Source organism: Streptomyces sp. NRRL F-5755 (assembly GCF_001279365.1).
GTDB classification, from domain to species: domain Bacteria; phylum Actinomycetota; class Actinomycetes; order Streptomycetales; family Streptomycetaceae; genus Streptomyces; species Streptomyces rimosus.
This window is the reverse complement of record NZ_LGCW01000313.1, coordinates 18,248-39,660: the sequence shown is the minus strand read 5'-3', so window position 1 is coordinate 39,660 and position 21,413 is coordinate 18,248. Positions and strand designations below refer to the sequence as shown.

The 21,413-nt window shown below is 71.4% G+C and carries 17 protein-coding genes and 1 pseudogene; 13 read left to right on the top strand and 5 right to left on the bottom strand.

Translation table 11 applies throughout. The features are described from left to right. On the top strand, window positions 1-559 hold a 559-nt coding region (locus ADK86_RS37305; RefSeq protein ID WP_159394056.1), incomplete at its 5' end, for a L,D-transpeptidase. A 366-nt stretch (window positions 560-925) separates the two neighbouring features. On the opposite strand, the gene ADK86_RS37300 is transcribed toward ADK86_RS37305, so the two are convergent. Further along, on the bottom strand, window positions 926-3,226 hold the full coding sequence (locus ADK86_RS37300) for a PP2C family protein-serine/threonine phosphatase (protein ID WP_053700613.1): 2,301 nt from the start codon (window positions 3,224-3,226) through the stop codon (window positions 926-928). A 381-nt stretch (window positions 3,227-3,607) separates the two neighbouring features. Between ADK86_RS37300 and ADK86_RS37295 the strand changes: the two genes are divergently transcribed. Both ADK86_RS37295 and ADK86_RS37290 read left to right on the top strand, forming a co-directional pair. After that, complete coding sequence (locus tag ADK86_RS37295; RefSeq protein ID WP_053700612.1) at window positions 3,608-4,660, top strand: NAD(P)-dependent alcohol dehydrogenase; 1,053 nt, start codon at window positions 3,608-3,610, stop codon at window positions 4,658-4,660. Window positions 4,661-4,698: 38 nt separating this feature from the next. Further along, window positions 4,699-5,505, top strand: coding sequence for a DeoR/GlpR family DNA-binding transcription regulator (locus ADK86_RS37290; protein WP_053700618.1), 807 nt, complete (start codon window positions 4,699-4,701; stop codon window positions 5,503-5,505). A 29-nt stretch (window positions 5,506-5,534) separates the two neighbouring features. Here the strand turns inward: ADK86_RS37290 and ADK86_RS37285 are convergent, their stop codons facing one another. Together ADK86_RS37285 and ADK86_RS37280 are read right to left on the bottom strand one after the other, a co-directional pair. Further along, a complete protein-coding gene (locus ADK86_RS37285) occupies window positions 5,535-5,873 on the bottom strand; it encodes a hypothetical protein (protein WP_053700611.1) in 339 nt (112 codons plus the stop codon). Between the two features lie 164 nt (window positions 5,874-6,037). Next, window positions 6,038-6,946 carry a S1 family peptidase gene (locus ADK86_RS37280; RefSeq protein WP_053700610.1) on the bottom strand — a complete coding sequence of 303 codons (909 nt, stop codon included), beginning with the start codon at window positions 6,944-6,946 and terminating at the stop codon, window positions 6,038-6,040. A 506-nt stretch (window positions 6,947-7,452) separates the two neighbouring features. On the opposite strand from ADK86_RS37280, the gene ADK86_RS37275 reads away from it, so the two are divergent. Continuing rightward, window positions 7,453-8,637: an acyltransferase family protein gene (locus ADK86_RS37275; RefSeq protein WP_053700609.1), complete on the top strand. Its 1,185-nt coding sequence runs from the start codon at window positions 7,453-7,455 to the stop codon at window positions 8,635-8,637. Between the two features lie 163 nt (window positions 8,638-8,800). Next, window positions 8,801-9,127 carry a YkvA family protein gene (locus ADK86_RS45110; protein WP_053700608.1) on the top strand — a complete coding sequence of 109 codons (327 nt, stop codon included), beginning with the start codon at window positions 8,801-8,803 and terminating at the stop codon, window positions 9,125-9,127. Between the two features lie 407 nt (window positions 9,128-9,534). Here the strand turns inward: ADK86_RS45110 and ADK86_RS45860 are convergent. Together ADK86_RS45860 and ADK86_RS37265 are read right to left on the bottom strand one after the other, a co-directional pair. Continuing rightward, window positions 9,535-10,071 (bottom strand): annotated as a pseudogene (locus ADK86_RS45860) (pentapeptide repeat-containing protein); the annotation flags it as partial. Between the two features lie 452 nt (window positions 10,072-10,523). Then, window positions 10,524-11,600, bottom strand: a complete 1,077-nt coding sequence (locus tag ADK86_RS37265; protein WP_053700607.1) for a LacI family DNA-binding transcriptional regulator — start codon at window positions 11,598-11,600, stop codon at window positions 10,524-10,526. A gap of 158 nt (window positions 11,601-11,758) precedes the next feature. On the opposite strand from ADK86_RS37265, the gene ADK86_RS37260 reads away from it, so the two are divergent. The 8 genes from ADK86_RS37260 to ADK86_RS37225 all read left to right on the top strand — a co-directional run bounded on the left by ADK86_RS37260 (window position 11,759) and on the right by ADK86_RS37225 (window position 21,357). Next, complete coding sequence (locus ADK86_RS37260; protein ID WP_053700606.1) at window positions 11,759-12,787, top strand: SIS domain-containing protein; 1,029 nt, start codon at window positions 11,759-11,761, stop codon at window positions 12,785-12,787. Window positions 12,788-12,869: 82 nt separating this feature from the next. Continuing rightward, complete coding sequence (locus tag ADK86_RS37255; RefSeq protein ID WP_053700605.1) at window positions 12,870-13,703, top strand: PfkB family carbohydrate kinase; 834 nt, start codon at window positions 12,870-12,872, stop codon at window positions 13,701-13,703. Between the two features lie 41 nt (window positions 13,704-13,744). Beyond that, window positions 13,745-15,085 (top strand): ABC transporter substrate-binding protein, encoded by a 1,341-nt coding sequence (locus ADK86_RS37250; protein ID WP_053700604.1) that lies wholly within the window; start codon window positions 13,745-13,747, stop codon window positions 15,083-15,085. A 117-nt stretch (window positions 15,086-15,202) separates the two neighbouring features. After that, window positions 15,203-16,084, top strand: a complete 882-nt coding sequence (locus tag ADK86_RS37245; RefSeq protein WP_030371593.1) for a carbohydrate ABC transporter permease — start codon at window positions 15,203-15,205, stop codon at window positions 16,082-16,084. Further along, window positions 16,081-16,977 (top strand): carbohydrate ABC transporter permease, encoded by an 897-nt coding sequence (locus tag ADK86_RS37240; protein WP_078952524.1) that lies wholly within the window; start codon window positions 16,081-16,083, stop codon window positions 16,975-16,977. Before ADK86_RS37245 ends, ADK86_RS37240 begins: the two co-directional genes overlap by 4 nt. 99 nt (window positions 16,978-17,076) lie before the next feature. Next, entirely contained in the window at window positions 17,077-18,681 is a 1,605-nt protein-coding gene (locus tag ADK86_RS37235) for an ATP-dependent DNA ligase (protein WP_053700603.1), read from the top strand. Window positions 18,682-18,973: 292 nt separating this feature from the next. Beyond that, window positions 18,974-19,921 (top strand): nucleoside hydrolase, encoded by a 948-nt coding sequence (locus tag ADK86_RS37230; protein ID WP_030601973.1) that lies wholly within the window; start codon window positions 18,974-18,976, stop codon window positions 19,919-19,921. Next, on the top strand, window positions 19,918-21,357 hold the full coding sequence (locus ADK86_RS37225) for an MFS transporter (protein WP_053700602.1): 1,440 nt from the start codon (window positions 19,918-19,920) through the stop codon (window positions 21,355-21,357). The genes ADK86_RS37230 and ADK86_RS37225 overlap by 4 nt, the downstream gene beginning before the upstream one ends. The last annotated feature ends 56 nt before the right edge of the window (window positions 21,358-21,413 follow it).

Below are 21,413 nucleotides of genomic sequence, written 5' to 3'. Positions count from 1 at the left end.
CCTGGACGGGGTCAAGGGCGGCCAGGGCATCACCGGCGTGCAGTCCAAGACGGTGAACTTCACCGTCGGCCGCTCGCAGGTCTCCACCGTCGACATGAACACGCAGACCATGACGGTGATGCGGGACGGCAGGACGGTCGAATCGATCCCGATCACGGGCGGCGGTCCGAAGACTCCGACGTACAACGGCCAGATGGTCATCTCCGAGAAGTTCACCCAGACCCGCATGGACGGCTCGACCGTCGGCTTCGGCAAGGACTCCTACAAACTCGATGTGCCGCACGCGATGCGGCTGTCCACCTCCGGCACGTTCGTCCACGGCAAGTACTGGGGCGATCTGTCGGTCTTCGGCCGGACCGGGACGAGCCACGGCTGCATCGGCCTCCAGGACAACGAGGGCGGTGGCGGCGACACCCCGGGCAAGTGGTTCTTCGAGAACTCGCTCATCGGCGACGTCGTGTCCGTGAAGAACTCCCCGGAACGGACCGTGAAGCCGGACAACGGCCTCAACGGCTGGAACATGTCGTGGGCAGAATGGCAGGAGGGGAGCGCGGGGTGAATTGGGGCCGTGGTGGGGGCCGGCGGTGTTGGTCGGCGCTCGGGTTCCTGGACCGCGGACGACGGCCTGCGCCCCATCACGCGCGGGCCGTACAAGTCGAGTTGGGGTGACAACAGCGGCAGCCTGCTGTGCGCGGCACGGCGCCCGATCCGGTCATCCGGTCTTCATGAGGTCGCGTGCGGCTGACGGCCCATGGCCGTCGGGGCGTGGTGGGTCCGATGCCGCACACGGGGGAATGCGGCATCGGACCCACCGCACAACCTAGCCGCGAACAGCCGATCGAAAACGCCAACTTGCCGAAGTCGGCGAAGGTTGGCCGAACCCCTCGCCCTGACGGGTCCGCGGCAGCCGTGCCGGTGCCTCCGCTCAACTCCCCACATGCAGGACGATGACGCACGTGTCGTCCTCCGGATTGGTGTGCAGGACGGACAGCAATGTCTCCAAATGGGCCTCGGGGTCGCCGTGCGCGCCTTGGCGGGCGGCGGACAGCAGCAGGTCCTCGCGGTTGCCGGACCGGTCGGAGCGGCGCTCGACCAGGCCGTCGGTGTAGAGGATCACGCGGTCGCCGGGGCGCAGCGTCAGCGTCTTACACGCGTAACCGGGGTCCAGGCTGGCGCCCAGCGAGGTCCCGTCGTCGTTGACCAGCTCGGTGGCCCGGTCGCCGCGTACCAGGACGGGCGGTGGGTGACCGGCGCGGGCCCAGGTCAGGGTGCGTCGCTGCGGATCGAAGTGGCCCACGACCGCGGTCGCGTTGAGCGACTCGTCGTGGCCGTGGAAGGCGAGTAGATTCAGACAGTCGAGGATACGGGCCGCGTCGGCGCCGGTGTACGCGATCCCGAGCAGCGCGTTGCGCAGCTGCGCCATGCCCGCGGCGGCCTGGAGGCCGTGCCCGAGCACGTCGCCGATGGCGATCAGTACCCGGCCGTCGGGCAGCGGCGTGGCCTCGAACCAGTCGCCGCCCACGCGGGCGCAGTTCTCGGCGGGCTGGTACCGGATCGCGGCCCGCAGCCCCGGCAGGGTGGTGTGCGCCCGTGGCAGCAGCGCCAGTTGCAGTTCCTCCGCCATCCGCAGCTGCCGGCTCTCGGCCTCCCGCCGCGTCGCCTCCAGTGCCGCTTCCGTCCGCCGGACGTCGGTCACGTCCTGGACGACACCGCGCAGGGCCACGAGGTTGCCCAGGCTGTCGCGGAGCAGTTCGGCGCTGACGCTCACGTGGCGGGGGCCGTCAAAAGCGCGCGTACGGACCTCGAAGTGCACCGGTCCGGGGGCGCGGGCCAGTGACTGCACGGCCTTCACGACGGTCGGCAGGTCCTCCTCGATGACGTACCCGGACAGCGCGTCCAGCGGCAACGGGCCGAGTTCCGGCGGCCGTTCGAGGATGTCGTACATCCGCCGGGACCATGTCACGCCGCCGGTGGCCGGCTTCCACTCCGCCCAGCCGAGGTTGACCAGCCGCTCGTCGTCGTCGATCCGGGTGCTCGGGTGCGTCTGCCCGTCGTGGAACTGCCATGTCACCAGCAGGCCGCCGGCCGCACGCTGGGCCCGCACGCTCAGTACGGCCGGATGTGTGACGCCCTGGAAGGGCTCCTCGTACGAGAACGGTCCCCGGTCGAGCGGGACGCCGGTCTCCAGGACCGCCACGTACGCGTCGAAGATCCCGGAAAGGATCATGCCGGGGAAGGTTTCCGGCAGCCGGTTGCCGGTGATCTGGTCCGGCGTGCGGCCCAGGATGTCGGTGGCGCGTGCGTTGCAGCGCTCCATGGTGAACTCCACGACCCGGCCGAGCCCGTCGCGCAGTGGGCGCAGCAGCGCGGCCGGTACGGGAACCGCGTCGATGACCGCGTCCAGCCAGGCCGTCTGTACACCCTCGTCCGGCGGTTTCAGGGCGGCCAGCCCGCGCAGCCGCTGCCCGGCGCAGTCGGCCAGCGCCTCCAGCCGGTCGCGGGCCGTGGGTGCCGGGCGCTCGGGGCCGGACCAGATGACGCAGACCGCGCACACCGCGGTGCCCGGTCCGCCGCCGCTCCCGGGGGTGCGGGGCCCGCCGGGCCGGTCGCGGCCCGCCGACACCCAGGTCAGGCTGCGGTCACCGGCCTCGTCGTCGAGCCACACCTGCTGGTCCGCCGCGGACATCCGGGCCAGCGGGAGTATGCAGTGCAGCGGTATCTGCGACCAGTCGCTGTCCGTCCGTGCCGCCGACCCGGCGGCCCCGCTCGTCCGGAGTCCGCCGTCCTCGTCCACGACGGCCAGCAGCACCGCCGTGGCGCCGGTTTCCTCGGCCCGCTCAAGGAGCCGTTGCGCCAGCTCGACGGGGTTATGGGCGGCCGTCAGGTCCGCCGTGCCGTCGTACGGCCCGAAGTCGTGCGGGACCGTTCCCGCACGGGCCTTCACTCCGGTGGCCCGCACGACGCGGTCCTCGACGGCGCCGGTCAGGCGGCCGGCGCCGTACACCGTCCGGGCGGCGGGCGGCGGACCGGTGCCATCGGCCGCCGGGGTGCCCAGCAGGCCGCTCGCGCAGGCGCGGGCCTGGGCTTCGTCGCACCCCAGGTGCTTGATCAGAAGTTCCTCGACGCGTACGGCGCTCAACGCGGCCCCGGTCGCGCGTCCGCCCGCCGGCAGGGCGCCGCCCTCCTCCGGGCGGGAACCGGTCGCACCGCTGTCACACCGGACCATGGCACCTCGTCGTTTCCTCGACGGCACCTGTGGCCGCCCCACGGGATCTCCGGACGGCGCACGGACGGCATGTCCGCACTCGGCCGGTCGGAGGAGCCTGCCTCATGACCGCTGTTGTCTATCAGGGCGCGGGCGATCACCGCCGGATGTGGCCGGTACTGCCCGATGCCTTTGCCGCACTGTGCCCGAGTGAAAGAAGCCGATCGCTGAGTGACCGCCCCCGATCGGTGAGGGGTGAGGGGCGTTACGGAGCCATGGGTGATCTGTGCCGTGCTCCGATAACATCACGCAATTTGTGTTAACAATGCTGATGAGATCTGCTAAGAATGTTGGCGACCGCTATCCGTACGCCCCGCCCGCCGACTCCCGAGGAACGCCGCCATGCCCGCTCCGCTGCCCGATCACGTCCCCGCGACCATGCGCGCCGCCGTCCTGCACGCGCCCAAGGACCTGCGGATCGAGGAGCGGCCGGTGCCGCGCCCCGGGCCGGGGCAGGTGCTGGTCCGCGTCGAAGCCGTCGGCATCTGCGGCTCGGACGTGCACTACTACGAGCACGGACGGATCGGCGACTTCGTCGTCCGCGCCCCGATGGTGCTCGGCCACGAGCCAGGCGGCACGGTCGTCGCCCTCGGCCCCGGCGCCACCCGCCACCAGCCGGGACAGGTGGTCTCCCTGGAGCCCGGCGTACCGTGCGGCACCTGTGGGCAGTGCCGCCACGGCCGCTACAACCTGTGCCCCGACGTGTCCTTCTACGCCACCCCGCCGGTCGACGGCGCGCTGTGCGAGTACGTCGCCATCGACGAGCACTTCGCCCACGCCGTCCCCGGCACCCTGACCGCCGAGACCGCCGCCCTGCTGGAGCCGCTGTCCGTCGGCGTGTGGGCGGCGCGCAAGGGGCGGATCGGGCCCGGCGCGCGGGTGCTGGTCACCGGGGCCGGGCCGATCGGGCTGGTCGCCGTCCAGACGGCCCGCGCCTTCGGCGCCGTCGAGGTCGTCGTCACCGACATCGCCCCCGAACGCCTCGACCTGGCGCGGGAGTTGGGCGCCACCGCCGCGGTGGACGTACGCAGCGCCCGGCTCGCCGACACCGGGTACGAACCCGATGTCCTCCTGGAGTGCTCCGGCGTCCCGGCCGTCGCCGACGAGGCGATCCGCTGCGTCGGGCGCGCGGGCCGGGCGGTGCTGGTCGGCATGGGCGGCGACACCGTGCCGCTGCCGCTGGCCCATGTGCAAAACTTCGAGATCGAGGTCACCGGGACCTTCCGGTACGCCAACACCTGGCCGGCCGCCATCGCGCTGGCCGCCTCCGGCGACGTACGGCTGGACCGGCTGGTCTCCCACCGGTACGGCCTGGCGGACGCGGAGCAGGCGCTCACCGCGGCCGCCCGGGACCGTACGACGATCAAGCCCGTGGTGTGCCCGCAGCCCGGCTGAGCACCGGACACCACGGCACGGAGAAGGAGGAGCGCCGCATGGCCGCCAAGGCACGGCTGTCGCAGGCCGGCGTCGAACAGCGGCGGCAGGCCGTCCTGCGCTATGTCGCCGACCACGGCGCCCTGCGCATCGACGCGCTCGCCGACCGCTTCGACGTCAGCCTGATGACGATGCACCGCGACCTCGACGACCTCGCCGCCCGCCATCTGCTGCGCAAGGAGCGCGGCCGGGCCGTCGCCTTCCCCGCGCTGACCATGGAGACCGCCACGCGCTTCCGGGAGGGCACGGGGCTGGCGGCCAAGACGGCGCTGTGCGCCGCGGTGGCCGGCCGGATCGCGCCGGGCAGCACCGTGCTGATGGACGACTCCACCACGCTCTACCCGCTGGCCGGCCTGCTGGCCCGGCGGGACCCGGCCGACCGGATCAGGGTGATCACCAACTCGGTCGGCCTCGCCCAGCGCCTGGGCGCGGTGGCCGGCGTGGATGTCACCCTGCTCGGCGGCCGGTACCACGGCGAGTTCAACTCCTGCACCGGCCCGGAGGTCGGCGGCGCCCTCGCCCGGCTGCACGCCGATCTGGTGCTGATGTCCGCCACCGCCGTCCTCGACGGGCGGCTGTTCCATCCGCTGCGGGAGTACGTCGAGGTCAAGGAGGCCATGCTGGCCGCCGCCGAGGAGGCCGTACTCCTCGTGGACCACGCCAAGTTCGGCAAGCGCGCCACGTATGCGTACGGCACCGCCGCCCGCTACGGGACGGTCGTCACGGATACGGCCACCCCCGCCGGGGAAGTCGCCGCCCTGCGGGCCACCGGGGTCGCCGTACAGGTCGTCCGGCCGAAACCGTAGCGCCGCGGTCGGAACCGGCGGCGCTGTGGTCAGATGCCGTCCGGGGGCAGCGCGGCGACCGTGTCGAGGAGGCGGTTGACGGCGTCCAGGGCTTCCCGGCCGGCGTCCGACTCGCGCTGCTTCGGATCGTCCAGGAAGTCGGCGGTGCAGGCCATCAGCTGGTACATGGCGCCGATGGGCTTCAGGCCCCAGGACGCGTTCAGCAGGATGTGGGTGATGATCCGGGCGGTGAGCCGGCCGCCGTTGTCGTCGCGGGCGAGGACCAGGGTGAGGGCGAGGTTGCGGTCGGCGTCGTCCGGCTGCCACGGCCCGCCGAGGTCGCGGGCGAGGGTGGTGGCCTGGGACCGGATGTCGGATGCCGCGTTCATGGTCCGACCGTGCCACACCACCGCCCGCGCGGGCGGACGCGTCGGACGGACCCCGGGGTGCCTCACCCCGCCGGGTGAAGACGGCGGCCGTCCGGCGTACGGAGGGGGCCCGGCGGGGGAGGGGCCGGACCGGCGAGCACGCGGGGTGCCCGCCGGTGTGCGGACTACGGCTTGGGCAGGACGCAGCCCGGGCGGCTCAGGTCCAGCTTGTTGCCGGTGCCGAAGCACTTGGGTATCTCGTACGTCTCCTGGGCGTAGCCGATGCCGCGGCGCACGCTCACGCGGCCGTTGGCGTCGACCTCGCACGGGTTGTTGAGCGTGCAGCGCTGGCCGCTCTCATTGATCGTGTTGTTGACGGCCGCCACCTTGCCGGAGGCGACGTCGATCACCGGAGAGCCCGAGGTGCCGCCGATGACGTTGCAGGGGGAGGTGTAGCGGACCGAGTCCTTCCAGGTCCAGTTGCCCTCCTTCAGCCGGTAGGCGAAGCCGTCCACGTTGCAGTTGTAGGTCTTCTTCCAGTACCCGGACACGACGGCGATGGCGGCGCCCTTGACCGGGTGGGTGGTGGCCATGTCCAGCGCCTTGATGCCGTAGCGCTGCTTTATCTGGGCGTAGGTGGAGGAGAGTTCGTAGAGCGAGACATCGGTGTCGGTCATCGTGCCGTAGACGACCTTGGTGGCGCGGACCGTGCCGAGGTTGCCGGCCGAGGCGCTGAGCACGGTGAAGCTGCGGCTGGAGGGCTGGTCGACGATGACCTCGCCCGCGTCCGGCATGCCGCCTTCCAGGCAGTGGCCGTTGGACAGGACCAGGGCCGGATCGTTGTCGGTCGAATTGGGCATGCGCACGATCGATCCCGAGCAGTTGCTGAGCGCCACGGTACCGGCATAGTTCACGGCTCTGGGGACCGCCTTGACCGCGGTGGCCGTGGCATCCGTCGTCCGGTGGAGCGAGGGCGCGGCCGTATGCCCGGCGGCGTCCGTGACCGTGGCCGCGCCGGCGGTTCCGGCGGTGCCCACGAGGGCGGCGGTGCCCAGGACGGCCGTGGCCAGGGCACCGACGAGAGGGCTTTTCATGTGGGGGTCCTCTCAGAATCTGTGGCCGAAGTTCCTTCGGCTTTGACGTGCGCATTGTTGGGGCAACTGAGGCTGCTGGCAACAACTTCGCCATAACTGGAAGGGGCCGGTCCGGGTTCGGGCGGCGGGTGGCCGGGGACGGGGGAGCACCAGGGACGGGCGCACGGGGCGGCGCGAACGGAGCCCGGACAGCGCTCGCTGCGGCGCGGACCGGCATGCCGGGGGCGCGCGTTGCCGGAGCGTGCCGGTTTCCGCCCCGACTCCTTTTTCGTCCGCACGGTTCGCCGCCGCCCCGGTTTCTCATCCTTTTCTCACAAACGCCGCCGGCGCTGCCCGGGGATACCCCGCTGACCTGCGCAGGAAGGCGACTTCAGGAAGTTCGTCGACGTTGTGGACATGGGGCAGGTGTGGTGTCGTACGCTAAACTCCGCGATCCGTTCGCGCATTTCCCGTCGTTTACCGTGAAACTCGGACAGGCTGCCGCCGCACCGTCGTTAAGGACCCGGATGCTTTACGCCGCGCCAGAACACCCTCCCGGCCCGCAAGGGGAGGCGCCGCGGCCCAGACTGCGTGTCCTCGACGGACTGCGGCTGCTGGCCGCCCTGATGGTCCTGGCTTATCACTACATCACCCTGCGCGACGGCTGGGGCGAGGACCCGAACGCTTTCTCCCCGGTCGTCTACCACCTGTCGGAGTACGGCTGGCTGGGCGTCGAAGTCTTCTTCCTGATCAGCGGGTTCGTCATCTGTATGAGCGCCTGGGGCCGTTCCCTGGGCGATTTCGTGACCTCTCGCGTCTCCCGTCTCTATCCGGCCTATTGGGTCGCCGTACTGCTGACCGCGGCGGTTCTGACCGTGTGGCCGAACGTCCGCAGCGCGGACAACTGGGAAACGGTGCTGACGAATCTCACCATGCTCCAGCAGGGGGTCGGCGTCCCCGATGTGGACGACGCCTACTGGACGCTGTTCGTCGAGCTGAAGTTCTATCTGCTGTTCGCGATCGTGGTGTTCCGCGGGGTCACCTACCGCAGGTGCGTGCTGTTCTGCGGCCTGTGGACGGTGGCCGGCGTGGTGGCGCTGAAGTCCAACAGCGACCTGCTGTCGGTATGGGCCATAGCGCCGTACTCCCCGTACTTCATCGCGGGCATCGCCTTCTACCTCATGCACCGTTTCCGGCCCACCGTCCTGCTGTGGGCGATCGTCGCGGTCTCCTTCCTGCTCGCCCAGCACTATCTGCGCGGACGGCTGGTGATGAATCTCGGCGCGAAGGCGGACATGGCGCACGGCTGGCCGGTACGCCTGGGGGTGCTGCTGGCCTTCGCGCTGATGGCCGCCATCGCGCTGGGGTGGTTCGACAAACTCCAGTGGCGCTGGCTGTCCACCGCCGGATCGCTGACCTATCCGCTCTACCTGCTCCACATGTATGTCGGTTTCACCCTTATCGACCTGCTGCGCAGCCGGGTGCCCGCGGCCGTGCTGCTGCCCGGGATCGTGGCATTCATGCTGGCCCTTTCCTGGGCGGTGCACCGGCTCGTGGAAAGGCCGTTGGGCAAAAAACTCCGGGTGTCCATGCAGAAGAGCGTGGAGGAAATGCGATTCCACTCGCGGGGCAGAATGCCCGGCGCGCCACCGGCGAAACAACGGGAAATCATCCGCGAGGAGCGGAAACCCGATCCGGAATTGCTGCACTGACCGCCGGGGCGGCCGGCGGGGCCCGTGAAAAACTCTGGCCCCGCCCGTCCCACGAGCCGTTTCGCCATCCCTGATCACTCGTTGACGTGGGTGCCGTCCGCGCCGGAGGAAGAATGCCGGACGCGGCCGGTATTCCACGGGCGACGGAGGGAAGACGTCAGGAATGAGCGGTGAGATGTGGGCGGTCGTGGTGATCGTCGCGGTCCTGCTGGCGGTGATGGTCGGCGCGGCGATCGTGCTCCTGGTCAAGGTGGTCCGTGCCCGCGCCGTCCTGCGCGAGGCGGGCGTACCGCTGGAGAACAAGATCGCGTACTGGGGAGCGCTGCTCTATGTGCTCTCCCCGGTCGATCTGCTGCCCGACCCGGTCCTCCTCGACGACATCGGGGTGCTCCTGCTGGCCCTGCGCTCGCTGCACGCGGCGGCCGAAGCGTCGGGTGTGGGCAAAGGAAAGCGGTCGGTGCCGTCGCGGGAGATCGAGGCGGATGCCTGACGGGTACGTGTACGGCCCCGGCCGCGTCGTGAGGCGTACTCCGACCCGGTGGGTTCACGCCCGCGTCGTACGGCGTGCACCGTCCCACCGGCTTTGCGCCCGCGTCGTACGGCGCACACCGTCCCACCGGCTTCGCGCCCGCGTCGTACGGCGCACATCGCCCCGGTCTTCACGCCCGCCCCGCGGCCTCGCACGCGGCCACGCGGGCCAGCACCCCGGCGTCCCGGGCCGGCTCCGGAGGCAGCCGGGTCGAGCGGTGCAGGCGCGCCCGCGCGAGCTGGTCGGCGGCCAGGTAGCCGTGGTCCGACAGCGGCACCGTTTTGAGGTCCGTGTTCTCCAGGTCGATACCGCGCAGGTCGGCGGCCTCCAGCTCCGCCCCCCAGGTCGGCGTAGAGGAAGTTCGCCCCACGCAGGTTGGCCCGCGTGAGGTCGGCGCCTTCGAGGTCGGCCTCGGTCAGATCGGCGGCCTGGAGGTTGGTGTCCCGCAGATCCGCGGACCACAGGACGGCGCCCCGCAGGCTCGCCTCCTGGAGGTCGGCCTCCGCCAGGCGGGCGCGAACCAGGACGGCACCCCGTAGATTCGCCTCCCGCAGGCCGGCACCGGACAGGTCGGCGCTGCCCGGCGCGGCCCCGCGCAGATCCGCTTCCCGCAGGTCCGCGCCCCCGAGGTCCATCCCCATGAAGCCCATGCCGCGCAGGTCCGCCCGGCGGAAGTCGACGCCGCGCAGATCCACGTGCTCACCGGGAAGATCGCGTGCCGGCCGGCCGGAGATCACGGCGAGGGCGGTCCGGATGTCCTCGGGCAGCGGGCGGGCGCGGCCGTGCCCGGCCCGGTCCGCGTCCTGGTGCCCGCCGGTCCCCTCGCCGGGGGCCGCGTTGTGCGTACGGACGTACGCCGCCAGCACGTTGACGACCGTCGGATGGTCCTTGCGCGAGTCGTGCATGATGCGTTGCAGCGCGTAGATCCCGCCCAGCCGCTCGGTGAGATTCGCCGAGCCGAGCAGCTTGATCGCCTCCACGTACCGGTCGGTGACCTGCCCCTCGCGCGCGATCTCCGCCTGCTCCTGGTCCTTGACCCGGGTGTGCTGGAGCGTGCGGTGCGTGTACAGGAGGCCGACCGCCGCGATGAACCCGGCCCCGAGGGCGACCAGCGCGGTGCGGAAGCCGGTGCTGACCACGCCGTCCGCGGCCTGGAGATCGCGGGTGCGCAGATGGGCCCCGTCGATCCACCAGGGCCCGTACCACAGGAGCTGGACGTAGCCGACGGCGACGGCGGCCAGGAAGGCGAGCAGGAGACACCGCTTGACCAGCTTCATGCCGTACATCATGGCCATGCCGGACCGGTACCGACCGGAGTTCCTCCGAAGATCGGCCCCAACGGCCCTGTCCTGTCCGGCTATTTCCGCTGCGTGGTCGCCCGCGCGACCGACTCCCGCTCGATGAACTCCGTGGGCAGGGTGGTGTGTTCGGGACGGTGGCTGCCGCCCTGGACGCGGGCGATCAGGGCCCGTACGGCCGTGGCGCCCAGTTCCTGGACCGGCTGGGCGACGACGCTGATCCGGGGACGCAGGGCGCGCGCCCAGTCGGTGTCGTCGAAGGTGACCACGGACAGGTCCTCCGGGACGCGCAGCCCCAGTTCGCGCGCGGCGGACAGGACGCCCAGCGCGATCAGGCTGTCGGTGGCGAACACGGCGGTCGGCGGCTCGGGGGAGTCCAGCAGGCCGCGGGCGAGCACGGCCGGGTCCTGGCCGTGGAAGGCGCCGGTGCGCAGGTACGTTTCGGTGTCCTCGACGCCCGCCTCGCGCAGCGCGGCGCGGTAGCCCTCGATACGGGCCAGGCCGGTGGAGCCGGGGTCCACCGGGTCGTCGGTGGCGTCGTTGCCGACCAGGCTGACCAGGGCGATGCGCCGGTGCCCCATGGCGAGCAGGCGGCGTACCGCGTCCTGGGCGGCGCCGTGGTTGTCGACGGTGACGGAGTCCAGGCCGAGGCGGGGCACACGGCGGTCGAGGAGGACGACCGGGCAGCCGCCGTCGTGCGCGGCACTGAGGTGGCCGGTGTCCGTGGTGGAGGCGGGGGCGACGATCAGGCCGTCGACGTGCTTGTCGCGCAGCGTCTTGACGGCGGCCCGTTCGGCGGCCGGGTCCTCGTCGGTGTTGGCCAGCAGGATCTGGTAGCCGGCGGCGCGGGCGGCGTCGGTGATGCCGCGGGTGACGCCCGCGAAGAACGGGTTCTGGATGTCGGCGATCACCGCGCCCAGGGTGTGCGTCCGGCCGGTGATCATGGACCGGGCGAGCTGGTTGGGGCGGTAGCCCAGCTTTTCGGCGGCGGCCCGTACGCGTTCGCGGGCCTCGGGGCTGACGGAGCCGTAGTCGGCGAGGGCCCGCGAGGCGGTGGAGCGGGAGACGCCCGCCTCGCGGGCGACGTCGGGGATGGTGGCGGGCCGGTGCGGGCCGCTGCGTCGGTTCGTCGTCATGGCGTCGCCAGGCTATCGGCTGCGCAGGGGTATTGACGCTCCGCGTACGACGGTGGGAAGGTTCCCAGCATTCCCGATGGGAACGTTCCCAATCTCGCGTCCAGGGGTGTTCCCGGTCTGCATTGGGAACGTTCCCAACCTGCTCGGAGAGGATCCGCGTGACCACCGCAACCCTGCCCCTCAAGCCCATCACCGAGGACTTCAAGGAGGCCGTGGCCTTCGCCCTGAGCCAGCACGAAACGGCCCGCGCCTTCGTGGCCGAGGTCGTCGAAGGCGGCCTGCGCAATGTCTTCCTGGTCGGCTGCGGAGGCTCGCTCACCGCCTCCTACCCGGTGCACTTCCTGTTGGAGACCCGCGCCGGCTTCCCGGTCTTCCACATGAACAGCGACGAGTTCAACCTGCGCAGGCCCGCGCTGCTCGGCGAGGGCTCCCTCGTCCTGGTCTCCTCGCACACCGGCACCACCAAGGAGACCGTCGCCGCCGCCCACTACGCCAAGTCCACCGGCGCCAAGGTCGCCGCGCTGACCCGCGACGACGACAGCCCGCTGGCGCAGGCCGCCGACATCGCCTTCACGTACCGCAGCGAGGACACCGTCGTAGCCCCCAAGGGCGTGCTCTTCGGGCAGCTCGCGTACGCGCTGCTGGAGAAGACGGGCGTGGAAGGCGACTACGCGGCGATCCGCAAGGCGTACGAAGCGCTGCCCGACGCCCTCTACACCGCCCAGGAGGAGGGCGAGGCGCTCGCCCACTCCATCGCCACCGCACTGGCCGACGAGCCGGTGACATACGTGCTCTCCGCGGGCCCCAACTACGGTGCGGGCTACGGCTTCACCATGTGCTATCTGATGGAGATGCAGTGGAAGCACGGCGGCAGCTACCACGCCGGTGAGTTCTTCCACGGCGCCTTCGAGGTCGTCACCGAGGACCAGCCCGTGATCCTCTTCCTCGGCGAGGACGCCACCCGCCCGATGGCCGAGCGCACCCAGCGGTTCCTCGACAAGTACACGCGCAAGGCGCATTACGTCGACTCCCGCATCTTCTCGCTGCCCGGGGTGCCCGAGGAGCTGCGCGGGGACATCACGCCCATCGCGCTGGACGTCTTCGGCACCCGGCTGGCCCGCCACTACGAGTCCGTGCGCGGCCACGACCTGGACAAGCGCCGCTACATGTTCCAGGTCGATTACTGAGTTCGCTCCGTACCCGCCCGGCCCGGCGCGTGCCCGCGCGCCGGGCCGGCCCCCACCGGAGCCAACTGGAGGAAAGAGCGGTATGCGCATCTGCGGACTCGGCGACAACGTCGTCGATCGCTACCCCCGGCGCGGACTGATGTACCCGGGCGGCAACGCCCTCAATGTCGCCGTGCACGCGGCACGTTGCGGCGCCGAGGCGGCGTACCTCGGCGTCACCGGCAGCGACGCGGCCGGCCGGCACGTACGGGCGGCCCTGGCGGCCGAAGGCGTATCGACGGAACGGGCCCGTATCGCCGCAGGACCCAACGCCTACGCCACCGTCCACCTCGACGACGACGGCAACCGGACCTTCGGCGACTGCGACGAGACGATCTCCCTGTTCACCCCGGACGACGCCGACCTGCGCTGGCTGCGCGGCTTCGACCTGGTGCACACCGGCGACTGCAGCGGCATGGAGGAGCAGCTGCCGCGGCTGGCCGCCGCCTGCCCGGTGAGCTTCGACTTCTCGGACCGGCCCTGGAGTTACGCCGAACCGCTGCTGCCCTTCGTACGCAGCGCCGTCCTCTCCCGGCCCGAAGCGGACGAGGACGAGGCCGCCGGGCTGCTGGCCCGCGCGCACCGCCTCGGCGCGAAGCTGGCCGTGGTGACGCGCGGCGCCCGGGGCGCGCTGCTGTCGTACGAGGGCACCACGCACCACCAGCCGGTCGTGCCCGTCCGGGCCACCGACACCCTCGGCGCCGGCGACTCCTTCATCGCCGCTCTGCACGTCGCCCTCCACCGGGGCCGCCCGCTCGCCGACGCGGCCGGGTACGCCGCCACGTACGCGGCGGCCGTCTGCACCCTGACCGGCGCCTTCGGGCACCCCCTCGCCCTGGACGGCGCGCACCCCCGCGACCCGTCCCGATGTCCCTGACCCGTCCCCTCCCCGCCCGGAGATCCCCGCCAGGAGAGCCGATGCGCCGCACTCCCGCCGCCGTCGCCGGGACCCTGCTCGTCGCCCTGCTGACCCTGCTGGTCAGCGGGTGCGGGCAGGCCCCCGTCCGCGTCACCCCGAACGACTTCGTCCTCGACGGGCCCCCGCGCGGGCACCTCACCATCCTGGAGAAGTGGGCCGACCCCGAATACGCCCCGTATTTCCAGAGCGCCGTCCGCGCGTACGAGCGCCGGAACCCGGGTGTCACCATCGACCTCCAGGCCGTCGGCGACCAGCCGTACAAGGACCGCATCGCGGTGCTCGCCGCGTCCCGTGAGATGCCGGACATCTACTTCGCCTGGCCCGGCCGTTATGCGCGCAAGTTCGCCGACGGCAAGCTGGCCGCCGATCTGTCGGAACCCCTCAACGGCACCTCGTGGGGCCGCACGTTCGAGCCGGGCGCGCTGAACGCCTTCACCTTCGACGGGCGCCGGTACGGGGTGCCGCTGGACACGGACGCCAAGGTCTTCGCGTACAACAAGGAGATCTTCGCCGCGGCCGGGGTCGGGCGGAAGCCGCGTACCTTCCCCGAACTGCTCGCGGCCTGCGGCCGCATCTCCGCGGCGGGCCACACCCCGCTCGCCTTCGGCAACCAGTACGGCTGGCCCGCCGGGCACCTGCTCACCCAGTTCAACGCCATGGAGGTGCCGCCCGCCGTCCTGGCCAGGGACTACGACGGTGACGGAGGCGACGGCGCTTTCACCCACCCTGGCTACGAACGCGCCTTCACCGACCTGGCGCAGCTCAGGAAGCGCTGCATGGGGCCGTCCGGTACGAGCATGAGCCACGAGTCCGCGCAGAACCGCCTGTTGTACGGCAAGGCCGCGATGCAGTACCTGGAGACGCTGGAATTCTCCTACCTCAGCACCAAAGGCGGCGCCCCCGAAAAGTTCGCGAAGAACTGGGACTTCTTCACCATGCCCGCCATCCCGGGCGCCGCGGGCTCCGCACGCGCCGTCGCCGGGGGAGCGGACGGGCTGCTGGTCGCCAACTCCTCGCCCAACAAAGCGCTCGCCGTCGACTTCCTCAAGTTCCTCACCGGCCCTGACCAGGCTCGCAAAGTGGTCCGCGACCTGGGCTGGCTGAGCGCGGTCAAGGGTACGGCGGATGCCGCGCGCCTGAAGGGGCTGCCCGAGGCGCAGCGCACGCTCGCGAGCAAGGACATGGCGCTGTGGCTCGACACCCGCGCCGACGACAAGATCGTCAATCCGTATCTCTCGGCGGCCGAGGCGGTCCTGGGTGGCCGGACCAGCGCGGCACAGGCGGTGCGCCAAGTGCGCGAGGGCGCCCGGCAGGCCCACCGCTTCCGCGTCCGCGACTGATCCCCGCTTCCGCGTCCGCGACTGATCCCCGTGATGGGCTCCCGCGACTGACCCCCAGGACCGGTGTCCGTGACGGGCCCCCGTACACCCCGACGCCCCGAAGGAGGTGCCGCCGTCATGCAGCGACGCCGATTCCGCCACGCCCTGTACGCCGCCCCAGCGCTCGCCCTGATCGCCCTGTTCGTCTACTACCCGATCGTGGAGAACATCCGCCTGAGCCTCTTCAAGTTCAGCGTCTTCCAGCCCGGTATGCGCTACGTCGGCCTGGAGAACTACCGGCAAGCCCTCCAGGACCCCGTCTTCTGGAAAGCCCTCGCCAACAACCTCTGTTACGCCGTCACGTCGGTCGTCTTCCAGGTCGGCGCGGCACTCGTGCTGGCCGCCATTCTGGAGGCGGTCATCGGACGGCGGCTCCGCGGGCTGCTGCGTACGGTCTACTTCATCCCCGCGGCCGTCTCCATGACGGTCGCCGGCCTGCTCTTCCAGTTCCTCTACCAGCCCGACGCCGGGCTCATCAACAGCGCGCTGGACACCCTCGGCCTCGGCCGCTTCGCGCACGACTGGCTGGGCGACCCGGACACCTCCATCTGGGGCGTCATCAACATGAGCCAGTGGCAGTCCTTCGGCTACACCACGATGCTGCTGACGGTCGCCGTCCAGCGCATCCCGCGCGAGCTGTACGAGGCGGCGACGGTGGACGGCGCGGGCCGTATCCGCACGTTCTTCGCCGTCACCGTCCCGATGGTCCGCGAGATGACGACCCTGCTCGTCATCCTCACCGTCTCCGGCGCCTTCCTCGTGTTCAACGAGGTGATGGTGATGACCGGCGGCGGGCCCTCCAACTCCAGCCAGACGCTCGGGACGTGGCTGTACGCCAGCGCCTTCACCGGTGACGACATGGGGTACGCCGCGGCCGTCGGCACCGTCATGTTCGTCATCACCTTCGTGGCCGGCGCCGTCCAGCTCCTCCACTCGCGCCGGAAGGCGGTAGCGGCATGACCCTGACCCTGCACAAGCCCACGCCCGCGGACGCCCCGCCGACCGCCCCCGCCACGCGCCGCGGGCCCGCCCGCTCCGGCTCGGTCGTGCTGGGCGTCCTCACGTACTGCGGACTCGCCGCGCTCGCCGTCGCCGTCGTCTACCCGCTGTGCTGGATGGCCCTGTCCGGCCTGAAGACGAACGGGGAGATCTTCTCCGACCCGTGGGGGCTGCCCGCGCACCCCGACTGGGGCACCTACGCCGACGCGTGGCAACAGGGCGTGTTCGGCTATCTGCTCAACAGCGCGCTGGTCACCGCCGCCAGCGTCCTCGCCGTCGTCCTGATCAGCGCCTGGGCCGCGTACGGGCTGACCCGGCTCGCCATCCCCTGCTCCCAGCCCGCGCTGCTGCTCGTCCTCGGCGCCATGATGCTCTCGCCGACCGTGGCGCTGGTCCCGCTGACGCAGCTGCTCCAGGCGCTGCACATCTACGACACGTACTGGGCGCTGATCGTCCTCTACACCGCCTTCAAGGTGCCCTTCACCACCTTCCTCATCCGCGCCTACCTGCTGGGGCAGCCGGTGGAGGTGGAGGAGGCGGCGCTGATCGACGGGGCGAGCCGCTGGCAGACCTTCTGGCGCGTGGTGGTCCCGATGGCCCGCCCGATCCTGGTCTCCGCGGCGCTCCTCCAGGCGCTGTTCTCCTGGAACGAGTACGCCTTCGCGCTCGTCTTCATCACCGACGACCACCTCAAGACGCTGCCCGTGGGGCTCGCCGACATGGCCGGGCGGCTGAACTCCGACTGGCCGATGCTCTTCGCCGGTCTGACCATTGCCGCACTGCCCATGATCGTGATCTTTCTGGTCGCGCAGCGGCACTTCGTCCGCGGCCTGTCCGAGGGGTTCGGGAAGTGAGTGGGAGCGGCCCGGTGCGGCGGTGCCCCGGTGACGGTGGTGCGGCGCACCGGCGCCGGTGATCGTGCGATTGCGGCGGCACCGTTGCAGGATGTTGCCATGCTGCTGGCCCGACTCGCACGTGTGTCCGGGGAGGTCGCCGCCACCTCGGCGCGGTCCCAGAAGATCAAGCTGCTGGCCGAGCTGTTCCGCCAGGCCGAACCGGACGACGCGCCGGTGGCCATCGCCTACCTGGCCGGGCGGCTGCCGCAGGGGCGGATCGGGGTCGGCTGGAGCGTGCTGCGCCACCCCGTACCGCCGGCGGACACCGCCACGCTGACCGTCCTCGGTACGGACGCGGCCCTGACCGCCCTGGCCGCGGTCGCCGGGCCCGGCTCCCAGACCGAGCGCCGCCGCCTCGTCCAGGAGCTGCTGGGCGCGGCGACCGAGGAGGAGCAGCGGTTTCTCGTCGGCCTGCTGACCGGCGAGGTACGGCAGGGCGCGCTCGACGCCATCGCCGCCGAGGCGATCGCCGCGGCGGCCGAGGTGCCGGTCGCGGACGTACGGCGGGCCGTGATGCTGGCCGGGTCCCTGGAGGAGGTCGCCCGCTGCCTGCTCGCCGAGGGCCCCTCGGCGCTTGCCCAGTTCCGGCTTACGGTGGGGCGGCCCGTCGGGCCCATGCTGGCGCACGGCGCGAAATCCCTGGCCGAGGCGGTCGACAAGGCCGGCCGGTGCGCCGTGGAGGAGAAACTGGACGGCATCCGGGTGCAGGTGCACCGGGACGGCTCGTACGTACGGATCTACACCCGCACCCTCGACGACGTGACCGACCGGCTCCCCGAGATCACCGAGGCGGCGCTCGCCCTCGACGCGCCATGCTTCATCCTGGACGGCGAGGTGATCGCGCTCGGCGACGACGGCCGCCCGCTGCCGTTCCAGCAGATCGCGGGCCGCTTCGGCTCCCGCGTGGACGTGGCCGCCGCCCGGGCCGCGCTGCCGCTCTCCCCGGTCTTCTTCGACGTACTCGCCGTGGGCGAGCAGGACCTCCTGGACCTGCCCGGCGACCGGCGGCACGCGGAACTGGTGCGGCTGGTCCCCGAGGAGCGGCGGGTGCGCCGGACGGTGGTCGAGGACCCGGCCGACACCACCGCGCGCGAGGCCGCCGAGAAGTTCTGGGCCGAGACGCTGCGGCGGGGCCACGAAGGCGTCATGGTCAAGGCGCTGGACGCGCCGTACAGCGCGGGCCGCCGCGGTGCCGCCTGGCTGAAGGTGAAGCCGGTGCACACCCTCGACCTCGTGGTGCTGGCCGCCGAGTGGGGCCACGGCCGCCGCACCGGCAAGCTCTCCAACCTCCACCTCGGCGCCCGCGGCCCGAACGGCACATTCGTGATGCTCGGCAAGACCTTCAAGGGCCTCACCGACGTCATGCTCTCCTGGCAGACGGAACGTTTGCGCGAGCTGGCCGTGGACGAGACCGGCTACGTCGTGACGGTGCGCCCCGAGCTGGTCGTGGAAATCGCGTACGACGGCCTGCAAACCTCGACCCGTTACCCGGCGGGTGTGACGCTGCGGTTCGCCCGGGTGGTGCGCTATCGCGAAGACAAGGTGGCGGCGGAGGCGGACACGGTTGAGGCGGTGCTTGCTGCGCATGATCGGGCGGTGCCGGGCGGCCCGGTCGGCTCGGGTTCGCCGGACGTCCCTGGGGAGCCCCGTCGCGACGGCTGATCCGGTGTGCGGCCCGCCGCAGCCCCGGATGTCCGCCCTGCCCGTTTGCTCTGGCACTATGACGGGACGGGGCCTCGATCGCTGGTCAGGGCCCTGGACGGAGGCATCGCCACCGTGAAATCGATTACCCGACCCGTGTCGAAGGGGAGGTGCCCGGTAGCACCAGCCGTGGTCGGCCCCGTTCGCCGGGCCGGTGTGCCGCCGTCCGTCCGTGCTCTTTCGGTAACAGCCCTTCTGCTGTGCACCAAGAGATCCACATCAACACCTTCAGCTGAGCAAAGGGGCTCTTCCGTTGGCCAGAAAGATCATTCTCGACTGCGACCCCGGGCACGACGATGCCATCGCCATGCTCCTGGCGCACGGCAATCCCGACATCGACCTGGTCGCCGTGACGACCGTGGTCGGGAACCAGACCCTGGAGAAGGTCACCCGTAACGCGCTGTCCGTCGCCCGTATCGCCGGCATCACCGGCGTGCCGTTCGCGGCCGGCTGCCCGCGGCCCCTCGTGCGGACCATCGAGAACGCACCGGAGATCCACGGCGACACCGGCCTGGACGGCCCGGACCTGCCCGAGCCGGACATCGAGCTCGACCGCCGGCACGCCGTCGACCTCATCATCGACACGGTGATGTCGCACGAGCCGGGCGAGATCACCATCGTCCCCACCGCGGGCCTGACGAACATCGCGATGGCCGTGCGCAAGGAGCCCCGGATCGCCGAGCGCGTCCGCGAGGTCGTGCTGATGGGCGGCGGCTACCACGAGGGCAACTGGAGCGCGGTCGCCGAGTTCAACATCGTCATCGACCCGCACGCCGCGCACATCGTCTTCAACGAGCGCTGGCCCGTCACCATGGTCGGCCTGGACCTCACCCACCAGGCGCTGGCCACCCCCGAGGTCACCAAAAAGATCGCCGAGGTCGGCACCAAGCCTGCCCGGTTCGTCCTGGAACTGCTGGACTTCTTCCGCGACGCCTACCGGGAGAACCAGGGTTTCGAATACCCGCCGGTGCACGACCCGTGCGCCGTCGCGTACGTCATCGACCCGGACGTGATGACCGTCCGCAAGGCCCCGGTGGACATCGAGCTGACCGGCGGCCTGACCATGGGCATGACGGTCACCGACTTCCGCTGGCCGCTCCCCGAGGACTGCCGCACCCAGGTCGCCGTCCAACTCGACCACGAACGGTTCTGGAACCTGGTGGTGGACGCCCTCGAACGCATCGGTGACGTTCAGGCATGAGCGCACCGCACACCGCACGGGCCGCCGAAGCGACCGGCCCGGGGCGCACCGTACGGGTCGGCGTGCTGGTCACCGCGCTGCTGACGGCCTGTATCGCCTTCCAGCTCAACGCCAGCATGCTCAGCCCCGCGCTGAAGAACATCGAGGACAGCCTCGGCGCCACCTCCGCCGAGATCGGGCTGACCCAGACCGCGTTCTTCACCTCGGCGGCGCTGTTCTCACTGTTCCTGCCGCGGCTCGGGGACATCATCGGCCGCCGCAAGGTGCTCGCCGGGATGATGGCCCTGATGGTCGTCGGCTGCGTGGTCGCGGCCCTGGCGCAGAGCGTGCCGATGCTGTTCGCCGGCCGCATCATCCAGGGCGTCTCGGGCCCGACCGTACCGCTGTGCCTGATCATGCTGCGGGTCGAGGTCACCGAGCCCAAGCGCTACGGCACCCTGCTCGGCGTGATCACCGCGGTCAACGGCGGTATCGCCGGCGTCGACTCGCTCGCCGGCGGCTACCTCGCCGACCGGCACGGCTTCGCGGCGGTCTTCTGGGCGATGGCCGTCGTCGCCGCGATCGCCACCGCCCTCGTCGCCACCATGGCCCCCGAGTCCAAGGTGCCCGACAGCCACCGCATGGACTGGCCGGGCGTCGTGCTGCTGGTGATCTCCGTGGGCTCGCTGCTCGTCGCGCTCAACGAGGCGGGCAAGCTGGCCGCCGCCAACTGGCCGCTGATCGCGGTCCTGGTGGTCGTGGCCGCGGCGGCGTTCTGGCTGTTCTGGCGCACCGAGGACCGCTCCGGGCACCCCCTGGTCGCCACCAGGCACCTGCGGCAGCGCTCGACCTGGGCAACGCTGCTGACCACGATGCTGACGATGACCGGCGTGTTCGCCGTCATGAACGGGCTGATCCCGGCGTTCGCGCAGGACGCCCAGGCGGGGCTCGGCATGTCGGCCGAGCAGTCCGCGTGGTGGACGCTGACCCCGTACGCCATCGCCGGGCTCGCGATGGGCCCGCTCGCCGGCCGGCTGGCGGCCACCTTCGGGTACGGCCGGGTGCTGCGCCTGGGGCTGATCGGCGCGGCGGCGACCGTCGTGCTGATGATCGTCACGCTCTCCGCCCACTCCCGGGGGCTGCTGCTCGCGGCCTCCATCCTCGTGGGCATCACCTACGCGGGCGTGGCGAACATCGTCCTCAACGGACTCGGCATCGTCCTGTCGCCGAAGGAGAACCCGGGCTTCCTGCCCGGCCTGAACGCCGGTGCCTTCAACCTCGGCTCCGGCCTCAGCTTCGCCGTCCTGTACGCGGTCAAGACCGCCGCCCCGGCCGACGATCCCACGTCCGCCTCGGGCTACACCGCGGGAATGATCGCGGGCGTGATCATCATGGCGGTGGCCGTGGCGACCTCGTTCCTGATCCCGAAGCCGGTGGAAGCCGAAGCGCACGAGTGACCGGCGCCGAGCGCGCACCGTACGGCCCGGCCCCTTCTCGTCCGAGGAGGGGCCGG